Genomic DNA, 15,770 nt, shown 5'->3' on the forward strand with positions numbered 1-15,770 from the left:
TAGCAAGGCAACGAAAACGGGGGCGCACACTTTAGCGGCGCCCCCGTTGCTTGGCAATTGGCCGGTAGTCGGACCGGCCTGCCGACCCTCACTCCTGCGGAGCGAGAGCCTCGCGCAGACGCTGCATGGCGGCGTCGCGTTCCGCGTCGGTGGAGAACTCCGGGCTGTACGCCACGGCTTCGCCATCCAGACGCACGCTGAAGGCATTCAGCTCGGCGTGCAGGTCCAATTCCTCGGCCTGCAGGCGCTTGGTCACCTGGCCCGCGGCCTTGCCATCGGCGAAGGCGATGGACAGCAGCAGTTGCTCGCCAGCGGCATCCAGCAGGCGGAAGCGGAAGCCTTCGTCTTCGCGGAAGCTGACGAAACGCGCGGCCTTGGCAGCCTTCTTCTTGCCTTCGGTCGCCACCTGGACCTGCTCGCGGAACGAGCGCAGGCCGACGGATTCGCGCAACTCGCCGAGGAACGGGGTAGCGATGCGGCGGGCCTTGGCGGCACCGGCCTGGAGGATATCCTCCAGATCGGCCGGGCGGGTGATCAGTGCGTGGTAGCGCTCGCGGGCCTCGCCCAGCTCGTTGTCGAGCAGTTCGAACAGGCGCTGCTTGGCTTCGCCCCAGGCCAGGCCACCGAGCAGCTCGGCGCGGAACGCAGCCTGTTGCTCGTGGGTGGAGAACGCCTGGTAGAGGGTGAACAGGTGCGAGTTGTCCGGGTCCTTTGGCTCGCCCGGCGCACGGGAGTCGGTGACGATGCGCGCCACGGCATCCTTGAGCTGCTTGGCGCTGCCGAACAGCGGGATGGTGTTGTCGTAGCTCTTGGACATCTTGCGCCCGTCCAGGCCCGGCAGGGTCGCCACGTCTTCCTCGATCACCACCTCGGGCAGGGTGAACAGCTCCTTGCCATTGCCGAACAGGTGGTTGAAGCGCTGGCCGATGTCGCGGGCCATCTCCACGTGCTGGATCTGGTCGCGGCCGACCGGCACCTTGTGGGCGTTGAACATCAGGATGTCCGCGGCCATCAGCACCGGGTAGCTGTACAGGCCCATGGTGACGCCGGCGTCCGGGTCTTCGCCGGCCTCGACGTTCTTGTCCACCGAGGCCTTGTAGGCGTGGGCGCGGTTGAGCAGGCCCTTGGCGCTCACGCAGGTGAGCAGCCAGGTCAGTTCGGGGATTTCGGGAATATCGGACTGGCGATAGAAGGTCGCCTTGTCCGCATCCAGGCCGCAGGCCAGCCACGTGGCGGCGATCTCCAGGCGCGAACGCTGGATGCGCGCCGGGTCATCGCACTTGATCAGCGCGTGGTAGTCGGCCAGGAAGTAGAAGGAATCTGCCTGCGGATCGCGGCTGGCGACGATGGCCGGGCGGATGGCGCCGGCGTAGTTGCCCAGGTGCGGAGTACCGGTGGTGGTGATGCCGGTCAGGATACGGGTCGTCATGGGAATCCAGGAATCAACACAAATGAAATGGCGGGCCGGATGGTATCGCGGCTGGGCGAGCTAGGCGAGCCGGGCCTGTATCAGGTCCTTGAGCTCGATCAGCTTGCCGTGGAAGAAATGGCTGCACTCGGGCATGCGGATCAGCTCATGGGGCTTGCTCAGCTCGGCGCTCCAGGCATACACGCGCTCGGGCGTGACCACTTCGTCGGCCTCCGGCTGGATCACCGTGAGCGGGCAGCGCTCGGGCAGGTCGACGTCGAAGCGTTCGACCGGCGGGGCCAGCATGAACAGTTGCGCGAGCTCGGCGCCCTGCTCTTCCAGGCGCTCGGCGGCGTTGCCCGCCACACAGGAGCCGAAGGAGAAGCCCATCAGCGTCAACGGCAGCCCCGGATGCTGCTCGGCGAGCCAGTGCGCGGCGGCCAGCGCGTCATCGATCTCGCCGCGGCCCTCGGCATAACTGCCGGCGCTCTGACCCACGCCACGAAAATTGAAACGCAGGGTGGCGTATCCTGCATCCCGCGCGGCGCGCTGCAGGGTGGCGACCACCTTGTTCTGCATGGTGCCGGCAAACAGCGGGTGCGGGTGGCAGATCAGCGCGACGCCCCGGGCGTCAGGCGTGGCGAGGTGCAGGGCTTCCAGCTGGCCATCGGGGCCGTCAAGGAACAGAGGGATTTCGCGGGTGGTCAAACAACAGCTCCGTGACCCCGTGGCGGGTCGTCTCGTCTAGCTCAATACCTGCGCAGGCGGCGAAGCGTTCGCCACGGTATACAAGCACAGGTGCAAGCCGCTAACGTAAAGCAAAGCCGTCTATAGAGGAAGGATTCGCGTGGAACAGTCCCTCACCACCTGGTTGCTGCCGCTACTCGCCCTGATCGTCGGGGTCGGCATCGGCTTCCTGATCGCCCGCCTGCTGCCCAACGCCGCGCCGAACAAGCTGCAGCGTCAGGTGGATGACATGCAGGATCGTTTCGACAGCTACCAGCGCGAAGTGGTGACCCACTTCAGCACCTCCGCCAGCCTGATGAAGAAGCTCACCCAGAGCTATCAGGATGTACAGGAGCACCTGTCCGAGGGCGCCGAGCGCCTGGCCCTGGACGAACAGACCAAGCAGCGCCTGCTGGCCGCCCTGCACGCCGACGAATACCCCGAGCGCCGCGAGCGCCTGACCCCGCCGGCAAACAACGAAGCACCGCGCGACTACGCCCCCAAGCCCAGCGAAGGGCCGGGCACGCTGGATGAGACGTACGGGCTGAAGAGCAAGTACTGAGGCTCGACTCCTTAGAAAAAGCCCCGCCTCGGCGGGGCTTTTTCATGGGAACCGAACTGCTCCCGTAGGAGCGGACCTTGTCCGCGAAACTCTTACAGCCACACTGCATCCCAAAAGGAATACTCCTTCACTGTTCTGACCAGCCCCGCGCGCAAAGGATTGGCTACCACATACCGGGCAACAGCGACTAAATCTTCTTCCCTTCGTAGCGTCCGGTCATGGAAAGCGGACGCCCATACGGTGTCCTGCCATCCCCTCTTGCAACGCACCTCTCGCGCACTGACAGCCTTCATTCGTCCAACCGATTTGGCCAGGTCCTCGCCATCGCCCAACTGAAGCAGCCAATGGACGTGATCCGGCATCAAAACCCAGGCGAGCAGCCTGTTTCGGCCGAGCACCGACGGTCGTGTAAACGACGATGAAGCGACGCAGGCACGATTGAAGTCGAGAAAGACAGCGGTTCGATGCTCTGTGGTGGCTGTAACGAGGTACACACTGCCTGGAGTCGACGAACGCCTTTTGCGCAAAGCGCGGTTGCCTGGAGCGTAAGGAAAAGCAGGATGAGACATAGCCGTCCATCCTCGAGAGGGATGGACGGATTTCGCGGGCAGGGTCCGCTCCTACGCAAGCAGATGGCTCCGCGTCAGAGGTCGGCGTAATCGGTTGTCACCAAAGAAAAAGCCCCGCATCTGCGGGGCTTTTTCGTCAGCGCTGTGCGATCAGATCGCGCCGCGCTGGCGGAGCAGGTCGAGAACGGCCTTTACGCCCTCCTCTACCGACTGGCTCTGGGTGTCGATCACCAGATCGGCATCCAGCGGCACGTCGTAGGGGAAGGACTCGCCCGGAATGTTGTCCTGGCCGGCAGCGTACAGGCCCTGCGGGTCGCGTTCGCGGCAGACCTGCGGGGACGCCTGGACATAGACGGTGACCAGGCGCTCGGCGCCGATCAGCGACTTGGCGCGCTCGCGGCCCTCGGCGCTCGGGGCGACGAAGGCGCACAGGCTGATCAGGCCGGCCTCGTTGAACTGACGCGCCACGTGGGCGGTGCGCAGCCAATTCTCGGTGCGGCCGGCACGGTCCTGCGGCAGGCCCTTGTTCAGGTCATGGCGCAGGTTCTGGCCATCCAGCACAAAGACCGCACGGCCCATGTCGAACAGCTTGCGCTCCACGGCGTAGGCCAGGGTGCTCTTGCCGGCGCCGGAGAGGCCGCTGAACAGCACGGTGGCCGGTTGCTGGCCGAAGCGCGCGGCACGCTCTTCACGGGCGACATGGGCGTTGGCACCGTGGTGGGTGGCCGAGCCGTGGCCCGCCTGCGGGGCGGCGATGATCATGCCGGCGCCGACGGTGCCATTGGTCAGCCGGTCGATGACGATGAAGGCGCCGGTGGTGCGGTTCTGGTCGTAGCCGTCCAGGGCGATGGGCGCATCCAGGCTGACCTTCACGCGGGCGATCTCGTTGAGCTTGAGTTCGCTGGCGGCGGTCTCTTCCAGGGTGTTCACATCCACCTTGTGCGCGATGCTCGGGATCGAGCCCGGCACGTAGCTGGTGGCGCGCTTGATGTCGTATTTCTTGCCCGGCAGCATCGGCTCTTCGGCCATCCACACCAGCATGGCGTCGAAGCCGTCGGTTACCTGCGGGCGGTTGTCGGCGTGCACCAGCATGTCGCCGCGGGAGACGTCGATTTCGTCTTCCAGGGTCAGGGTGATGGCCTGGCCCGGGCCGGCCTGCTCCAACTCACCTTCGAAGGTGACGATGGACTTGACCTTGCTGCCCTTGCCCGACGGCAGGGCCACGACTTCATCGCCCTTGCGCACGATGCCGCTCGCCAGGGTGCCGGCGAAGCCGCGGAAGTTCAGGTTCGGGCGGTTGACGTACTGCACCGGGAAGCGCATGTCGTCGAGATTGCGATCACCCGCGACTTCCACGGTCTCGAGGATTTCCATCAGCGACTGGCCGGTGTACCAGGGCGAGCGCTCGGACTTGTTGACCACGTTGTCGCCCTTCAGCGCCGACATCGGCACGAAGTGCAGGGAGTTGGTCTTCAGGTTGATCTTGTCGGCGAACTGCAGGTAGTCGGCCTTGATCTGCTCGAACACGCCCTCGTCGAAGCCCTTGAGGTCCATCTTGTTGATGGCGACGACGATGTGCTTGATGCCCAGCAGGGAGGCGATGAAGCTGTGCCGACGGGTCTGGGTCTGCACGCCGTAGCGGGCGTCGATCAGGATGATGGCCAGGTCGCAGGTGGACGCGCCGGTGGCCATGTTGCGGGTGTACTGCTCATGGCCGGGGGTGTCGGCGATGATGAACTTGCGCTTGGCGGTGCTGAAGTAGCGATAGGCCACGTCGATGGTGATGCCCTGCTCGCGCTCGGCCTGCAGGCCGTCGACCAGCAGCGCCAGGTCGACGTCATCGCCGGTGGTGCCGACTTTCTTCGAATCGCGGGTGATGGCCTCGAGGTGGTCCTCGTAGATCATTTTGGAGTCATGCAGCAGGCGCCCGATCAGGGTGCTCTTGCCGTCGTCAACGTTGCCGCAGGTAAGGAAGCGCAGCAGTTCCTTGCGCTCGTGCTGGGCCAGGTAGGCGAGGATGTCCTCGCTGATCAGATCGGATTGATGCGACATGTTGCGAGAACCTTAGAAGTAGCCCTGACGTTTCTTTTCTTCCATCGAGCCTGCGGCATCGTGGTCGATGACCCGGCCCTGGCGTTCGGAAGTCCGCGTCAGCAGCATTTCCTGGATGATTTCCGGCAGCGTGGTAGCGGTGGATTCCACCGCGCCGGTCAGCGGGTAGCAGCCCAGGGTACGGAAACGCACCATCTTCTTCTGGATGCTGGCCTTCTGCTCGGGCGTGAGGTGCTCGAGGATGCGATCGTCGTCGATCATGATCAGCGAGCCGTTCATCTCGATGACTTCGCGTTCTTCGGCGAAGTACAGCGGCACGATCGGGATCTGCTCCAGGTAGATGTATTGCCAGATGTCCAGCTCGGTCCAGTTCGACAGCGGGAAGACGCGAATCGACTCGCCCTTCTTCACCTTGCCGTTGTAAACGTTCCACAGTTCCGGACGCTGGTTCTTCGGGTCCCAGCGGTGCTTGCTGTCGCGGAAGGAGTAGACGCGCTCCTTGGCGCGGGACTTCTCTTCGTCGCGGCGGGCACCACCGAAGGCGGCGTCGAAGCCGTACTTGTCGAGGGCCTGCTTCAGGCCTTCGGTCTTCATGATGTCGGTGTGCTTGGCGCTACCGTGAGTGAAGGGGTTGATGTCCTGCGCCACGCCATCGGGGTTGATGTGGGTGATCAGGTCCAGGCCCAGTTCCTCGACCATCTTGGTGCGGAACTTGTACATCTCCTGGAATTTCCAGCGGGTGTCGACATGCATCACCGGGAACGGCAGCTTGCCGGGGAAGAAAGCCTTGCGCGCGAGGTGGAGCATCACCGCGCTGTCCTTGCCGATCGAGTACAGCATCACCGGGTTGTCGAACTCGGCGGCGACCTCGCGGATGATGTGGATGCTCTCGGCCTCCAGCTGTTTCAGATGCGTCAGTTTGTCGACCATGGCTACTCACGGAATTGCTTATGGACGGCCGGCGGGCCGTAGACGAGCGCGCACTCTATCACAGCGCAAGGCTCTAACCGGATGGCGGGTTATACCGAAAAAATATACCGATATAGCCATACGCGCTCAGTGCGAAAACGGCTTTCGGCGTGCGTCTGAAGGGTGACTGGACGGGTGCTGGAACGAAATATCGCCGGGACTTTTCCTGCAACAGAGTCAGCCGCTTCCAGGATGCGCTCCCGGCTTGTGCCCAGCCGGCACTGCGCTAGCATAGCGGCAAGTTTTCCTCCCCAGAAGATTTCCCATGCGCCGCATCGCTTTTGTCCTGCCTTTGCTCCTCTTCGTTTCCGCGTGCAGCAGCAAACCGACTCCCGCTCCGCAGCCGGCCCAGAAGCCGAAGACACCGACCCTGATCACTCCCAGCGCCCACCCGGCATTCGGCTCGGTGCAACCGATCACCCCGCTGCGCGGCGACTTCGCCGGCAATGCCAATGCCCAGCGCTTCATCGACCGCATGGTGAGCCAGCACAATTTCAACCGCCAGGACCTGCAGGACCTGTTCGCCCAGACCCGCGAACTCGACTGGGTCATCCGCCTGATGGACCGCCAGGCGCCCACCTACACCGCGCCCAGCGGCCCGAACGGCGCCTGGTTGCGCTACCGGAAGAAGTTCCTCACCCCGGACAACGTGCAGAAGGGCGTGCAGTTCTGGAACGAATACGAGGCCGACCTACAGCGCGCTTCGCGCACCTATGGCGTGCCGCCGGAAATCATCGTCGGCATCATCGGCGTGGAAACCCGATGGGGCCGTGTAATGGGCAAGACGCGGATCATCGACGCGCTGGCCACCTTGTCGTTCTCCTACCCGCGACGCGCCGATTTCTTCAGCGGCGAACTGGAACAGTTCCTCCTGCAGGCGCGCAAGGAAGGCGACAACCCGCTGGAAATGCGCGGCTCCTATGCCGGCGCCATGGGCTACGGGCAGTTCATGCCCTCCTCGTTCACCAAGTACGCGGTGGACTTCGACGGAGACGGCCACCGCGACCTGTGGAACCCGCGCGACGCCATCGGCAGCGTGGCCAATTACTTCAAGCAGCACGGCTGGGTCACCGGCGACCCGGTGGCTATCCCCGCCATAGGCCAGGCCCGCTCGCTGGAAGACGGCTTCAAGACCCAATACCCCATCGGCGTGCTGGCGAGCGCCGGGCTGCAACCCCAGGGCTCCCTGGGCAACCACAAGACCGCGAGCCTGCTGCGCCTGGACATGGGCAACACCTACCAGTACTGGTACGGCCTGCCGAACTTCTATGTGATTACCCGCTACAACCACAGCACCCACTACGCCATGGCGGTGTGGGAATTGGGCAAGGCGGTCGATCGCCAGCGCCACGGCTACCGCTGAGGCACACGCAAAAAGGCCGGCTCAGTGAGCCGGCCTTTTTCGTTGCCGCGAGGATCGAGTTTCACCTGCAGGAGCGAGCTCGCTCGCGAACAGCCCCAGTCACACGGCCTCGCGAGCACGCTCGCTCCTACACGAAGATTGCCGGGCCGAAGGATCAGGCCGGGTTCGGGCAATCGATGAACAGGTGCTCGATGGCGAAGCGCTTGGCCAGGTAGTCGCCCAGGGCCTGCACGCCATAGCGTTCGGTCGCGTGGTGCCCGGCGGCAATGAAGCTGATGCCGTTCTCGCGGGCGCTGTGCACGGTCTGCTCGGAGACTTCCCCGGTGAGGTAGGCATCGACGCCGGCGGCAATGGCCTGGTCGATGTACCCCTGGGCGCCACCGGTGCACCAGGCGATGCGACGAATCGGCTGGCCGCCATCCACCAACAGCGGTTCGCGGCCCAGCACATCGCGCACATGGCGCGCCAGATCGCTCGGCAGCATGGGCTCGGCCAGCGAGCCGACCAGCACGATGGAACGCGGGTTGCCCGGCTCCAGCGGGCCTTCGATCTCGAAGCCGAGCTGGCGGCCAAGCTGCACGTTGTTGCCCACGTCGGCATGCAGGTCCAGCGGCAGGTGATAGGCCAGCAGGCTGATATCGTTGTTCAGCAGGGTCTTCAGACGACGCTGCTTCATGCCCACCACGCGGGCGCCCTCGCCTTTCCAGAAGTAGCCATGGTGGACCAGCACCACATCGGCGTCCGCCGCCACGGCAGCATCCAGCAATGCCTGGCTGGCGGTGACCCCGGAAACGATCCGGCGCACCTGCGGCCGGCCCTCGACCTGCAGGCCATTGGGGCAGTAATCCTGGATCTTCGCCGCCTCGAGGAAACGGTCCGCTTCCTCGACCAGCGTGCTCAGTGCGATTGCCATCGAAATTCCTCCAACATCGGCTGCGAGCGTCTATTTTCTTGGCTCGCCGCCCGTATAATGGCCGCCACCCTATCGGCCCTCCCCCGGCCAAGCAACCCCAAGGATTTTCTTCGATGCTGAAGGCCCTGCGTTTTCTCGGCTGGCCCGTGCTGGTTGGCGTCCTCTTGGCGCTGCTGATCATCCAGCATAACCCGCAATGGGTCGGCCTTCCGCAGCAGGAAGTACACCTGCAACAAGCCCCGCTGCTCAGCCGCCTGCAACAGGGCCCGGTCAGCTACGCCGATGCCGTGACCCGCTCGTCGCCGGCCGTGGCAAACCTGTACACCACCAAGATGGTCAGCAAGCCGAACAACTCGATGCTCGACGACCCGCTATTCCGGCGCTTCTTCGGGGATAACCTGCCGCAGCAGAAGCGCATGGAGTCCAGCCTGGGTTCGGCGGTGATCATGAGCCCCGAAGGCTACCTGCTGACCAACAACCACGTGACCGCCGGGGCCGACCAGATCGTCGTGGCCCTGCGCGATGGCCGCGAGACCATCGCCCGCCTGGTGGGCAGTGATCCGGAAACCGACCTCGCGGTCCTGAAGATCGACCTCAAGGACCTGCCCTCGATCATGCTCGGCCGCTCCGATGGCATCCGCACCGGCGATGTGTGCCTGGCCATCGGCAACCCCTTCGGCGTCGGCCAGACCGTCACCATGGGCATCATCAGCGCCACCGGGCGCAACCAGCTGGGCCTGAACACCTACGAGGACTTCATCCAGACCGACGCCGCGATCAACCCGGGCAACTCGGGCGGTGCGCTGGTGGACGCCAACGGCAACCTGATCGGCATCAACACCGCGATCTTCTCCAAGTCCGGCGGCTCCCAGGGCATCGGCTTCGCCATCCCGACCAAGCTGGCGCTGGAAGTCATGCAGTCGATCATCGAGCACGGCCAGGTGATTCGCGGCTGGCTCGGCGTCGAAGTGCAGCCGCTGACGCCGGAACTGGCCGAGTCCTTCGATCTCAAGGACAAGGCCGGCATCGTCGTTGCCGGCGTCTACCGCGACGGCCCCGCGGCCAAGGGCGGCCTGCTGCCAGGCGACATCATCCTGAACATCGATGGCGAGGCCGCCAGCGATGGCCGGCGCTCGATGAACCAGGTCGCGCGTACCAAGCCGGGCGAGAAGATCACCATCGAAGTGCTGCGCAACGGCAAGCCGGTGACGCTCAACGCCGAAGTCGGCCTGCGTCCGCCGCCGGCCCCCAACGCCAACTGATCCGCAATGAAAAACGGCGCCCGAGGGCGCCGTTTTCATTTCCGCGAATGGCTTACAGCTTCAGGCGCAACGCATCCAGCAGCGCCTGGTTCTGCTCCTCGGTGCCAATGCTGATGCGCAGGAACTGGTTGATCCGCTGCTGCTTGAAGTGACGCACGATCACGCCCTCCTCGCGCAGCGCCGCGGCCAGCTCGGCGCCGTCGCGCTGCGGGTGGCGGGCGAAGATGAAGTTCGCCGCCGACGGCAGCACGTCGAAGCCCAGGGTCTTGAGTTCGGCCACCAGCTTGTCGCGGCTGTGGATAACCGCGTTGCAGGTCTGCTCGAAGTAGGCCTGGTCCTCGAAGGACGCCACCGCGCCAGCCAGGGCCAGGCGGTCGAGCGGGTAGGAGTTGAAGCTGTTCTTCACGCGCTCCAGCGCTTCGATCAGGTCCTCGTGGCCGACCGCGAAGCCGACCCGCAGGCCCGCCAGCGAACGCGACTTGGACAGGGTCTGCGCCACCAGCAGGTTCGGGTAGCGGTTGACCAGGGAAATCGCCGTCTCGCCACCGAAATCGACATAGGCTTCATCCACCAGCACTACGCTGTCCGGGCTCGCTTGCAGCAGGCGTTCGATGGCCTCGAGCGGCAGCAGGCAACCAGTGGGCGCGTTGGGGTTGGGGAAGATGATGCCGCCGTTCGGGCGCGCGTAATCCTCGACGCGGATCTGGAACTGCTCGTCCAGCGGCAGCGCTTCGAAGTCGATGCCGTAGAGGCCGCAGTAGACGGGGTAGAAGCTGTAGGTCACGTCGGGGAACAGCAGCGGCTTGCCGTGCTGGAACAGCGCGTGGAAGGCGTGTGCCAGGACCTCGTCCGACCCGTTGCCGACGAAGACCTGGGAGGGCTTCACGCCGTGGTACTGGGCGATGGTCTGCTTGAGGCGATCCGCATTTGGGTCCGGGTACAGGCGCAGCGTGTCGTTCAGCTCGGCCTGGATCGCGGCGACCACCTTCGGCGACGGGCCGTAGGGGTTTTCGTTGGTGTTGAGCTTGACCAGCTTGGCCAGCTTCGGCTGCTCGCCCGGAACGTAGGGCACCAGTTCCTTGACGAAGGGACTCCAGAATTTGCTCATGGGTTACTCACTCTTAGCGTCAAGGATGCGGAATTCGGCGCTGCGCGCGTGGGCGGTCAGCGACTCGCCACGGGCCAGGATCGAAGCGGTCTTGCCCAGCTCGGAGGCGCCCGGCGCGGAGCAGAAGATGATCGAGGAGCGCTTCTGGAAGTCATACACGCCCAGCGGCGAGGAGAAGCGCGCCGTGCCGGAAGTCGGCAGTACGTGGTTCGGCCCGGCGCAGTAATCGCCCAGCGCCTCGGCGGTGTAGCGGCCCATGAAGATGGCGCCGGCGTGGCGGATCTTCGGCAGCCAGCTTTCCGGGTCGGCCACGGACAGCTCCAGGTGCTCCGGCGCGATGCGGTTGGCGACCTGGCAGGCCTGCTCCTGGTCGGCCACATGAATCAGCGCGCCGCGGTTGGTCAGCGAGGTGCGGATGATCTCGGCACGCTCCATGGTCGGCAGCAGCTTCTCGATGCTGGCGGCGACCTTGTCCAGGAAGGCGGCGTCGGGGCTGACCAGGATCGACTGGGCGTCCTCGTCGTGCTCGGCCTGGGAGAACAGGTCCATGGCGATCCAGTCCGGATCGGTGCCGCCATCGCAGACCACGAGGATTTCGGACGGGCCGGCGATCATGTCGATACCTACCTGGCCGAACACGTGGCGCTTGGCGGTGGCGACGTAGATGTTGCCCGGGCCGACGATCTTGTCCACCTGGGGCACGCTCTCGGTGCCGTAGGCCAGCGCGGCCACGGCCTGGGCGCCGCCGATGGTGAAGACGCGATCGACGCCGGCGATGCAGGCGGCGGCCAGGACGATTTCATTGATCTCGCCGCGCGGGGTCGGCACCACCATCACCACTTCGGCGACGCCGGCGACCTTGGCCGGAATGGCGTTCATCAGCACGGACGACGGGTAGGACGCCTTGCCGCCAGGCACATACAGGCCGGCGCGATCCAGCGGGGTGACTTGCTGGCCGAGCACAGTGCCGTCGGCTTCGGTGTAGCGCCAGGAGTCCTGCTTCTGCTTCTCGTGGTAGCTGCGCACGCGCTCGGCGGCGATCTCCAGCGCCTCGCGCTGCGCCGGGGTGATGCGGGTCAGGGCCAGTTCCAGGCGCTCGCGCGGCAGGATCAGGTCGGCCATGGATGTGGCGTCGACGCCATCGAAACGCTGGGTGAACTCCACCACGGCAGCGTCACCGCGCTGGCGCACGTCAGCGATGATGTCCAGCACGCGCTGGTTCACCGACTCGTCGGACACGCTTTCCCAGGAGAGCAGATGGTCCAGATGACGCGCGAAGTCCGGATCGGCGGCGTTGAGTCGACGGAGTGCGAAGGGTGCGGTCATAGCTGGCCTCTTTAATTGGCGTGATTAGGACCTGTCCCTGGTCGTCGCGAGCGAAGATCAGGCAAGGCGAAAACAGGCGAGGAAGCGGAGTTCACGTGCTGTGAATGAGCATTCCGAGACTGTTTTCAACGCCGCCTGATCGAGCGCAGCAGATCAGGGACAGGTTCTCGGGCGCCGCAAGACTACCAAGCCTTCCGTGCGGGCACCCGAGAAAATTTGGCTATGACACGGATAGGCGGGCGCAGCCAGATGGCCGCGCTAAGGATTACGCCCGGTGTCGAGACTCCACCGCTTCGCGCAGGGTGTCGATCAGGGCCTGGATGCGCGCATGCTGCATCTTCATCGAAGCCTTGTTCACCACCAGGCGCGAGCTGATGTGCGCGATCAGTTCCTGGGGCTCCAGGCCGTTCGCGCGCAGGGTATTGCCGGTATCGACCACGTCGATGATCTTGTCGGCGAGGCCGACCAGCGGTGCCAGCTCCATGGAGCCGTACAGCTTGATCACGTCGACCTGGCGGCCCTGTTCGGCGTAGTAGCGCTTGGCGACATTGACGAACTTGGTGGCCACGCGCAGGCGCCCCTTGGGCTCCGGCGCACCGACCGCACCGGCGGTCATCAGCTTGCAGTTGGCGATCTTCAGGTCCAGGGGCTCGTAGAGGCCCTGGCCACCGTACTCCATGAGCACGTCCTTGCCCGCCACGCCGAGGTCGGCGGCGCCGTGCTCGACATAGGTCGGCACGTCGGTGGCGCGCACGATCAGCAGGCGCACGTCATCGAGGGTGGTGGGGATGATCAGCTTGCGGCTCTTGTCCGGATTCTCGGTCGGCACGATGCCTGCCGCCGCGAGCAGCGGCAGGGTGTCGTCGAGGATCCGGCCCTTGGACAGGGCAATCGTCAGCATTGTCCGCCTCAGCCCTAGCCCGGTACGCGGCGAATCTTCGCCCCGAGCAGTTGCAGTTTCTCTTCGATGCACTCGTAGCCACGGTCGATGTGGTAGATGCGGTCGATCAGGGTGTCGCCTTCAGCCACCAGGGCAGCGATCACCAGGCTGGCGGAAGCACGCAGGTCGGTTGCCATGACCGGGGCGCCCTTGAGCTGCGGAACGCCAGTGACGATGGCGGTGTTGCCTTCGACCAGGATCTGCGCGCCCATGCGGTTCATTTCGTAGACGTGCATGAAGCGGTTCTCGAACACGGTCTCGATGACCGCGCCGGTGCCTTCGGCGATGGCGTTCAGGGAAATGAACTGCGCCTGCATGTCGGTGGGGAATGCCGGGTACGGCGCGGTGCGGATGTTCACCGCCTTTGGCCGGTTGCCCTTCATGTCCAGCTCGATCCAGTTGCTGCCGGTGGTGATGTGCGCGCCCGCTTCGACCAGCTTGGCCAGCACGGCCTCGAGGATGGTCGGGTCGGTGTCCTTGAGCTTGACGCGACCACCGGTGGCCGCGGCAGCGGCCAGGTAGGTGCCGGTCTCGATGCGGTCGGGCATGACGCTGTACTTGGCGCCGCCACCCAGGCTTTTGACACCGTTGATCACGATGGTATCGGTACCGGCGCCCTGCACATCACCGCCCATGGCGTTGATGAAGTTGGCCAGGTCGACGACTTCGGGCTCGCGCGCGGCGTTTTCCAGCACGGAACGGCCATTGGCCAGCGCGGCGGCCATCATGATGTTCTCGGTACCGGTCACGCTGACGGTATCGAAGAAGAAGTGCGCGCCCTGCAGGCCGCCAGCCGGGGCCTTGGCCTTGATGTAGCCGCCTTCGACGGTGATCTGCGCGCCCATGGCTTCCAGGCCGCGGATGTGCAGGTCCACCGGACGCGAACCGATGGCGCAGCCGCCGGGCAGCGCGACTTCGGCTTCACCGAAGCGGGCCACCATCGGGCCGAGCACGAGGATCGACGCCCGCATGGTCTTGACCAGCTCGTACGGCGCCACCAGGGTCTTGATGGTGCTGGCGTCGACTTCGACGTTGAGTTTCTCGTCGATGATCGGCTGCACGCCCATGCGACCGAACAGCTCGATCATGGTGGTGATGTCGTGCAGGTGCGGCAGGTTGCAGACGGTCACCGGGGTGTCGGCCAGCAGGGTGGCGGCGAGGATCGGCAGCGCCGAGTTCTTCGCGCCGGAGATGCGGATCTCGCCATCGAGACGAGTGCCGCCGGTAATGATCAGTTTATCCATTGCTATTTTCCCCGTGGGCTCAGGAACGCTCGGCCCAGGCGGCGCGGCTGAAGAATTTCATGGTGACGGCATGGATGGCGCCCGAGGCGATCCACTCGTTCAGGTGGGCATAGACTTGTTGCTGGCGCTTGACCGGGCTCAGGCCGACGAGCTCGTCGCTGATCAGGTTCAGCTGGAAATTGCAGCCTTCGCCTTCCACTTCGATCTGGGTACCTGGCAGTTTCGATTCCAGGAAGTTTTTGACTTCTACGGCCTGCATGCTCAACCTCGTTCGGCGCCCTACGCGCGCGGGTCGGCCATGATACAAAAAAGCCCCCCGCCTGCGAACCCCGGCAGGGGAAGTCGCGGACGGAGGGCTTCTCATTGTTTCAATGTTGTAACGGCAGGATCTCCAGGAGCTCGCCCACCTTGGCGATTTCCTGCATGTCCTTGGGCAGGCCGGCGATCTGCAGCGTCTTGCCGGCCTTGCGCGCATCGCGGGTATAGGACAGCAGCAGCGACAATCCGACGCTGCTGGAGTGTTCCACCCCGGAGCAATCCACGCGCAGCGCCGTTGCCTTGCTGGCGGAGATCAGCCGGGCGCCCTTCTCGCGCAACGCGGGGCCGGTGCTGTAATCCAGCACGCCGACCAGGGCCAGTTCGCCCTCGGAACGCTCCGAGATATCGCCCTGGCTCATTCAGCGCCGCCTTCCGGCTGGCCCTTGGCAGCGTCCTTGGCCTTGGCGACTACCTGGCCCCACCCGGCGATGGTGGCTTCCAGGTCATTGCGGTTCTTCTGCATGGAATCGGCGAACTGGTCACGGAACAGCTTGCCGATGTTGATGCCGTTGATGATCACGTTACGCAGGCGCCAGGTGCCGCCCTGGTTGACCATGGTGTACTGCACCGGATAGATGGCGCCGCTGCTGCCCACCACTTCCATGTTCACCGAAGCGCGGTCCTGCTCCTGCTTGCCGGTGTTCAGCACGCGGATGTCCTGGTTGTCGTATTCCAGCAGCGCGTTGCCATAGAACTGGAACAGGCTGTTCTTGAAGGTTTCCTCGAAGCGCTTGACCTGCTCCGGGGTGGCCTGGCGCGAATACTTGACGGTCATCACGCCCTTGGCGATGCCCTCGGAGTCCACTACCGGGCCGAGGATACGGTTCAGGGTGTCGTAGAACGCCTGGGGATTGGCCTTGTAGCTGGCCTTGTTGGTTTTCAGGTCCGTCAGCAGGCTGTCGACGGTCTGCTGCACGACCTGCTGTGCGGTCTGCTCGGCCTGGGCGAACAGCGGCAGGATCGCGAGCAGAACCAGGAAGCCACGGCGCAAGGTTTTCAACATGGAATGA

At 64.8% G+C, this 15,770-nt stretch carries 16 protein-coding genes; 3 read left to right on the top strand and 13 right to left on the bottom strand.

Features of this window, described 5'->3' with window-relative positions; all coding sequences use genetic code 11:
• Positions 1-88 precede the first annotated feature (88 nt).
• Complete coding sequence (locus tag ACNFIA_RS06510; RefSeq protein WP_416783522.1) at positions 89-1,429, bottom strand: tryptophan--tRNA ligase; 1,341 nt, start codon at positions 1,427-1,429, stop codon at positions 89-91.
• A gap of 60 nt (positions 1,430-1,489) precedes the next feature.
• Positions 1,490-2,116: an alpha/beta hydrolase gene (locus ACNFIA_RS06515; protein WP_416783523.1), complete on the bottom strand. Its 627-nt coding sequence runs from the start codon at positions 2,114-2,116 to the stop codon at positions 1,490-1,492.
• A 139-nt stretch (positions 2,117-2,255) separates the two neighbouring features.
• On the opposite strand from ACNFIA_RS06515, the gene ACNFIA_RS06520 reads away from it, so the two are divergent.
• Positions 2,256-2,696 carry a YhcB family protein gene (locus tag ACNFIA_RS06520; RefSeq protein ID WP_259759382.1) on the top strand — a complete coding sequence of 147 codons (441 nt, stop codon included), beginning with the start codon at positions 2,256-2,258 and terminating at the stop codon, positions 2,694-2,696.
• Between the two features lie 92 nt (positions 2,697-2,788).
• On the opposite strand, the gene ACNFIA_RS06525 is transcribed toward ACNFIA_RS06520, so the two are convergent.
• The 3 genes from ACNFIA_RS06525 to cysD form a co-directional block, all read right to left on the bottom strand.
• Positions 2,789-3,265, bottom strand: a complete 477-nt coding sequence (locus tag ACNFIA_RS06525; RefSeq protein WP_416783524.1) for an REP-associated tyrosine transposase — start codon at positions 3,263-3,265, stop codon at positions 2,789-2,791.
• 150 nt (positions 3,266-3,415) lie between these two features.
• Positions 3,416-5,317 (bottom strand): sulfate adenylyltransferase subunit CysN, encoded by a 1,902-nt coding sequence (cysN, locus tag ACNFIA_RS06530; protein WP_416783526.1) that lies wholly within the window; start codon positions 5,315-5,317, stop codon positions 3,416-3,418.
• Between the two features lie 12 nt (positions 5,318-5,329).
• Positions 5,330-6,247, bottom strand: a complete 918-nt coding sequence (cysD, locus tag ACNFIA_RS06535) for a sulfate adenylyltransferase subunit CysD (protein WP_416783527.1) — start codon at positions 6,245-6,247, stop codon at positions 5,330-5,332.
• A 304-nt stretch (positions 6,248-6,551) separates the two neighbouring features.
• On the opposite strand from cysD, the gene mltB reads away from it, so the two are divergent.
• On the top strand, positions 6,552-7,649 hold the full coding sequence (mltB, locus tag ACNFIA_RS06540; RefSeq protein ID WP_416783529.1) for a lytic murein transglycosylase B: 1,098 nt from the start codon (positions 6,552-6,554) through the stop codon (positions 7,647-7,649).
• 154 nt (positions 7,650-7,803) lie between these two features.
• Here the strand turns inward: mltB and ACNFIA_RS06545 are convergent, their stop codons facing one another.
• Positions 7,804-8,562 carry a Nif3-like dinuclear metal center hexameric protein gene (locus ACNFIA_RS06545; protein WP_416783530.1) on the bottom strand — a complete coding sequence of 253 codons (759 nt, stop codon included), beginning with the start codon at positions 8,560-8,562 and terminating at the stop codon, positions 7,804-7,806.
• 113 nt (positions 8,563-8,675) lie between these two features.
• Here ACNFIA_RS06545 and algW point away from each other — a divergent pair, with 113 nt between their 5' ends.
• Entirely contained in the window at positions 8,676-9,824 is a 1,149-nt protein-coding gene (algW, locus tag ACNFIA_RS06550; protein ID WP_259759377.1) for a Do family serine endopeptidase AlgW, read from the top strand.
• A 52-nt stretch (positions 9,825-9,876) separates the two neighbouring features.
• Here algW and hisC read toward each other — a convergent pair whose 3' ends face one another.
• The 7 genes from hisC to ACNFIA_RS06585 form a co-directional block, all read right to left on the bottom strand.
• A complete protein-coding gene (gene hisC / locus ACNFIA_RS06555) occupies positions 9,877-10,932 on the bottom strand; it encodes a histidinol-phosphate transaminase (RefSeq protein WP_259759376.1) in 1,056 nt (351 codons plus the stop codon).
• A 3-nt stretch (positions 10,933-10,935) separates the two neighbouring features.
• Positions 10,936-12,258 (bottom strand): histidinol dehydrogenase, encoded by a 1,323-nt coding sequence (hisD, locus tag ACNFIA_RS06560; protein ID WP_416783532.1) that lies wholly within the window; start codon positions 12,256-12,258, stop codon positions 10,936-10,938.
• A 265-nt stretch (positions 12,259-12,523) separates the two neighbouring features.
• Positions 12,524-13,159 (bottom strand): ATP phosphoribosyltransferase, encoded by a 636-nt coding sequence (hisG, locus tag ACNFIA_RS06565; RefSeq protein WP_017518137.1) that lies wholly within the window; start codon positions 13,157-13,159, stop codon positions 12,524-12,526.
• A 14-nt stretch (positions 13,160-13,173) separates the two neighbouring features.
• Positions 13,174-14,442 (bottom strand): UDP-N-acetylglucosamine 1-carboxyvinyltransferase, encoded by a 1,269-nt coding sequence (murA, locus tag ACNFIA_RS06570; RefSeq protein WP_259759374.1) that lies wholly within the window; start codon positions 14,440-14,442, stop codon positions 13,174-13,176.
• Between the two features lie 19 nt (positions 14,443-14,461).
• Complete coding sequence (locus ACNFIA_RS06575; RefSeq protein WP_416783533.1) at positions 14,462-14,701, bottom strand: BolA family protein; 240 nt, start codon at positions 14,699-14,701, stop codon at positions 14,462-14,464.
• A gap of 109 nt (positions 14,702-14,810) precedes the next feature.
• Complete coding sequence (locus tag ACNFIA_RS06580; RefSeq protein ID WP_259759372.1) at positions 14,811-15,119, bottom strand: STAS domain-containing protein; 309 nt, start codon at positions 15,117-15,119, stop codon at positions 14,811-14,813.
• The gene (locus ACNFIA_RS06585; RefSeq protein ID WP_416783535.1) at positions 15,116-15,763 is read right to left on the bottom strand and encodes an ABC transporter substrate-binding protein; all 648 of its coding nucleotides are present in this window, start codon (positions 15,761-15,763) and stop codon (positions 15,116-15,118) included. The genes ACNFIA_RS06580 and ACNFIA_RS06585 overlap by 4 nt, the downstream gene beginning before the upstream one ends.
• Positions 15,764-15,770 lie beyond the last annotated feature (7 nt).

The sequence above is a fragment of the Pseudomonas sp. NY15437 genome, assembly GCF_048068435.1.
Classification (GTDB): domain Bacteria; phylum Pseudomonadota; class Gammaproteobacteria; order Pseudomonadales; family Pseudomonadaceae; genus Pseudomonas; species Pseudomonas nitroreducens_B.

What these genes read in the sequence shown, in the direction of transcription:
- ACNFIA_RS06585 (WP_416783535.1), bottom strand. Translation starts at nt 15,763, where the DNA reads ATGTTGAAAACCTTGCGCCGTGGCTTCCTGGTTCTGCTCGCGATCCTG.
- mltB (WP_416783529.1), top strand. Translation starts at nt 6,552, where the DNA reads ATGCGCCGCATCGCTTTTGTCCTGCCTTTGCTCCTCTTCGTTTCCGCG.
- murA (WP_259759374.1), bottom strand. Translation starts at nt 14,442, where the DNA reads ATGGATAAACTGATCATTACCGGCGGCACTCGTCTCGATGGCGAGATC.
- ACNFIA_RS06575 (WP_416783533.1), bottom strand. Translation starts at nt 14,701, where the DNA reads ATGCAGGCCGTAGAAGTCAAAAACTTCCTGGAATCGAAACTGCCAGGT.
- ACNFIA_RS06545 (WP_416783530.1), bottom strand. Translation starts at nt 8,562, where the DNA reads ATGGCAATCGCACTGAGCACGCTGGTCGAGGAAGCGGACCGTTTCCTC.
- hisD (WP_416783532.1), bottom strand. Translation starts at nt 12,258, where the DNA reads ATGACCGCACCCTTCGCACTCCGTCGACTCAACGCCGCCGATCCGGAC.
- hisG (WP_017518137.1), bottom strand. Translation starts at nt 13,159, where the DNA reads ATGCTGACGATTGCCCTGTCCAAGGGCCGGATCCTCGACGACACCCTG.
- algW (WP_259759377.1), top strand. Translation starts at nt 8,676, where the DNA reads ATGCTGAAGGCCCTGCGTTTTCTCGGCTGGCCCGTGCTGGTTGGCGTC.
- ACNFIA_RS06510 (WP_416783522.1), bottom strand. Translation starts at nt 1,429, where the DNA reads ATGACGACCCGTATCCTGACCGGCATCACCACCACCGGTACTCCGCAC.
- ACNFIA_RS06525 (WP_416783524.1), bottom strand. Translation starts at nt 3,265, where the DNA reads ATGTCTCATCCTGCTTTTCCTTACGCTCCAGGCAACCGCGCTTTGCGC.
- cysD (WP_416783527.1), bottom strand. Translation starts at nt 6,247, where the DNA reads ATGGTCGACAAACTGACGCATCTGAAACAGCTGGAGGCCGAGAGCATC.
- hisC (WP_259759376.1), bottom strand. Translation starts at nt 10,932, where the DNA reads ATGAGCAAATTCTGGAGTCCCTTCGTCAAGGAACTGGTGCCCTACGTT.
- ACNFIA_RS06580 (WP_259759372.1), bottom strand. Translation starts at nt 15,119, where the DNA reads ATGAGCCAGGGCGATATCTCGGAGCGTTCCGAGGGCGAACTGGCCCTG.
- cysN (WP_416783526.1), bottom strand. Translation starts at nt 5,317, where the DNA reads ATGTCGCATCAATCCGATCTGATCAGCGAGGACATCCTCGCCTACCTG.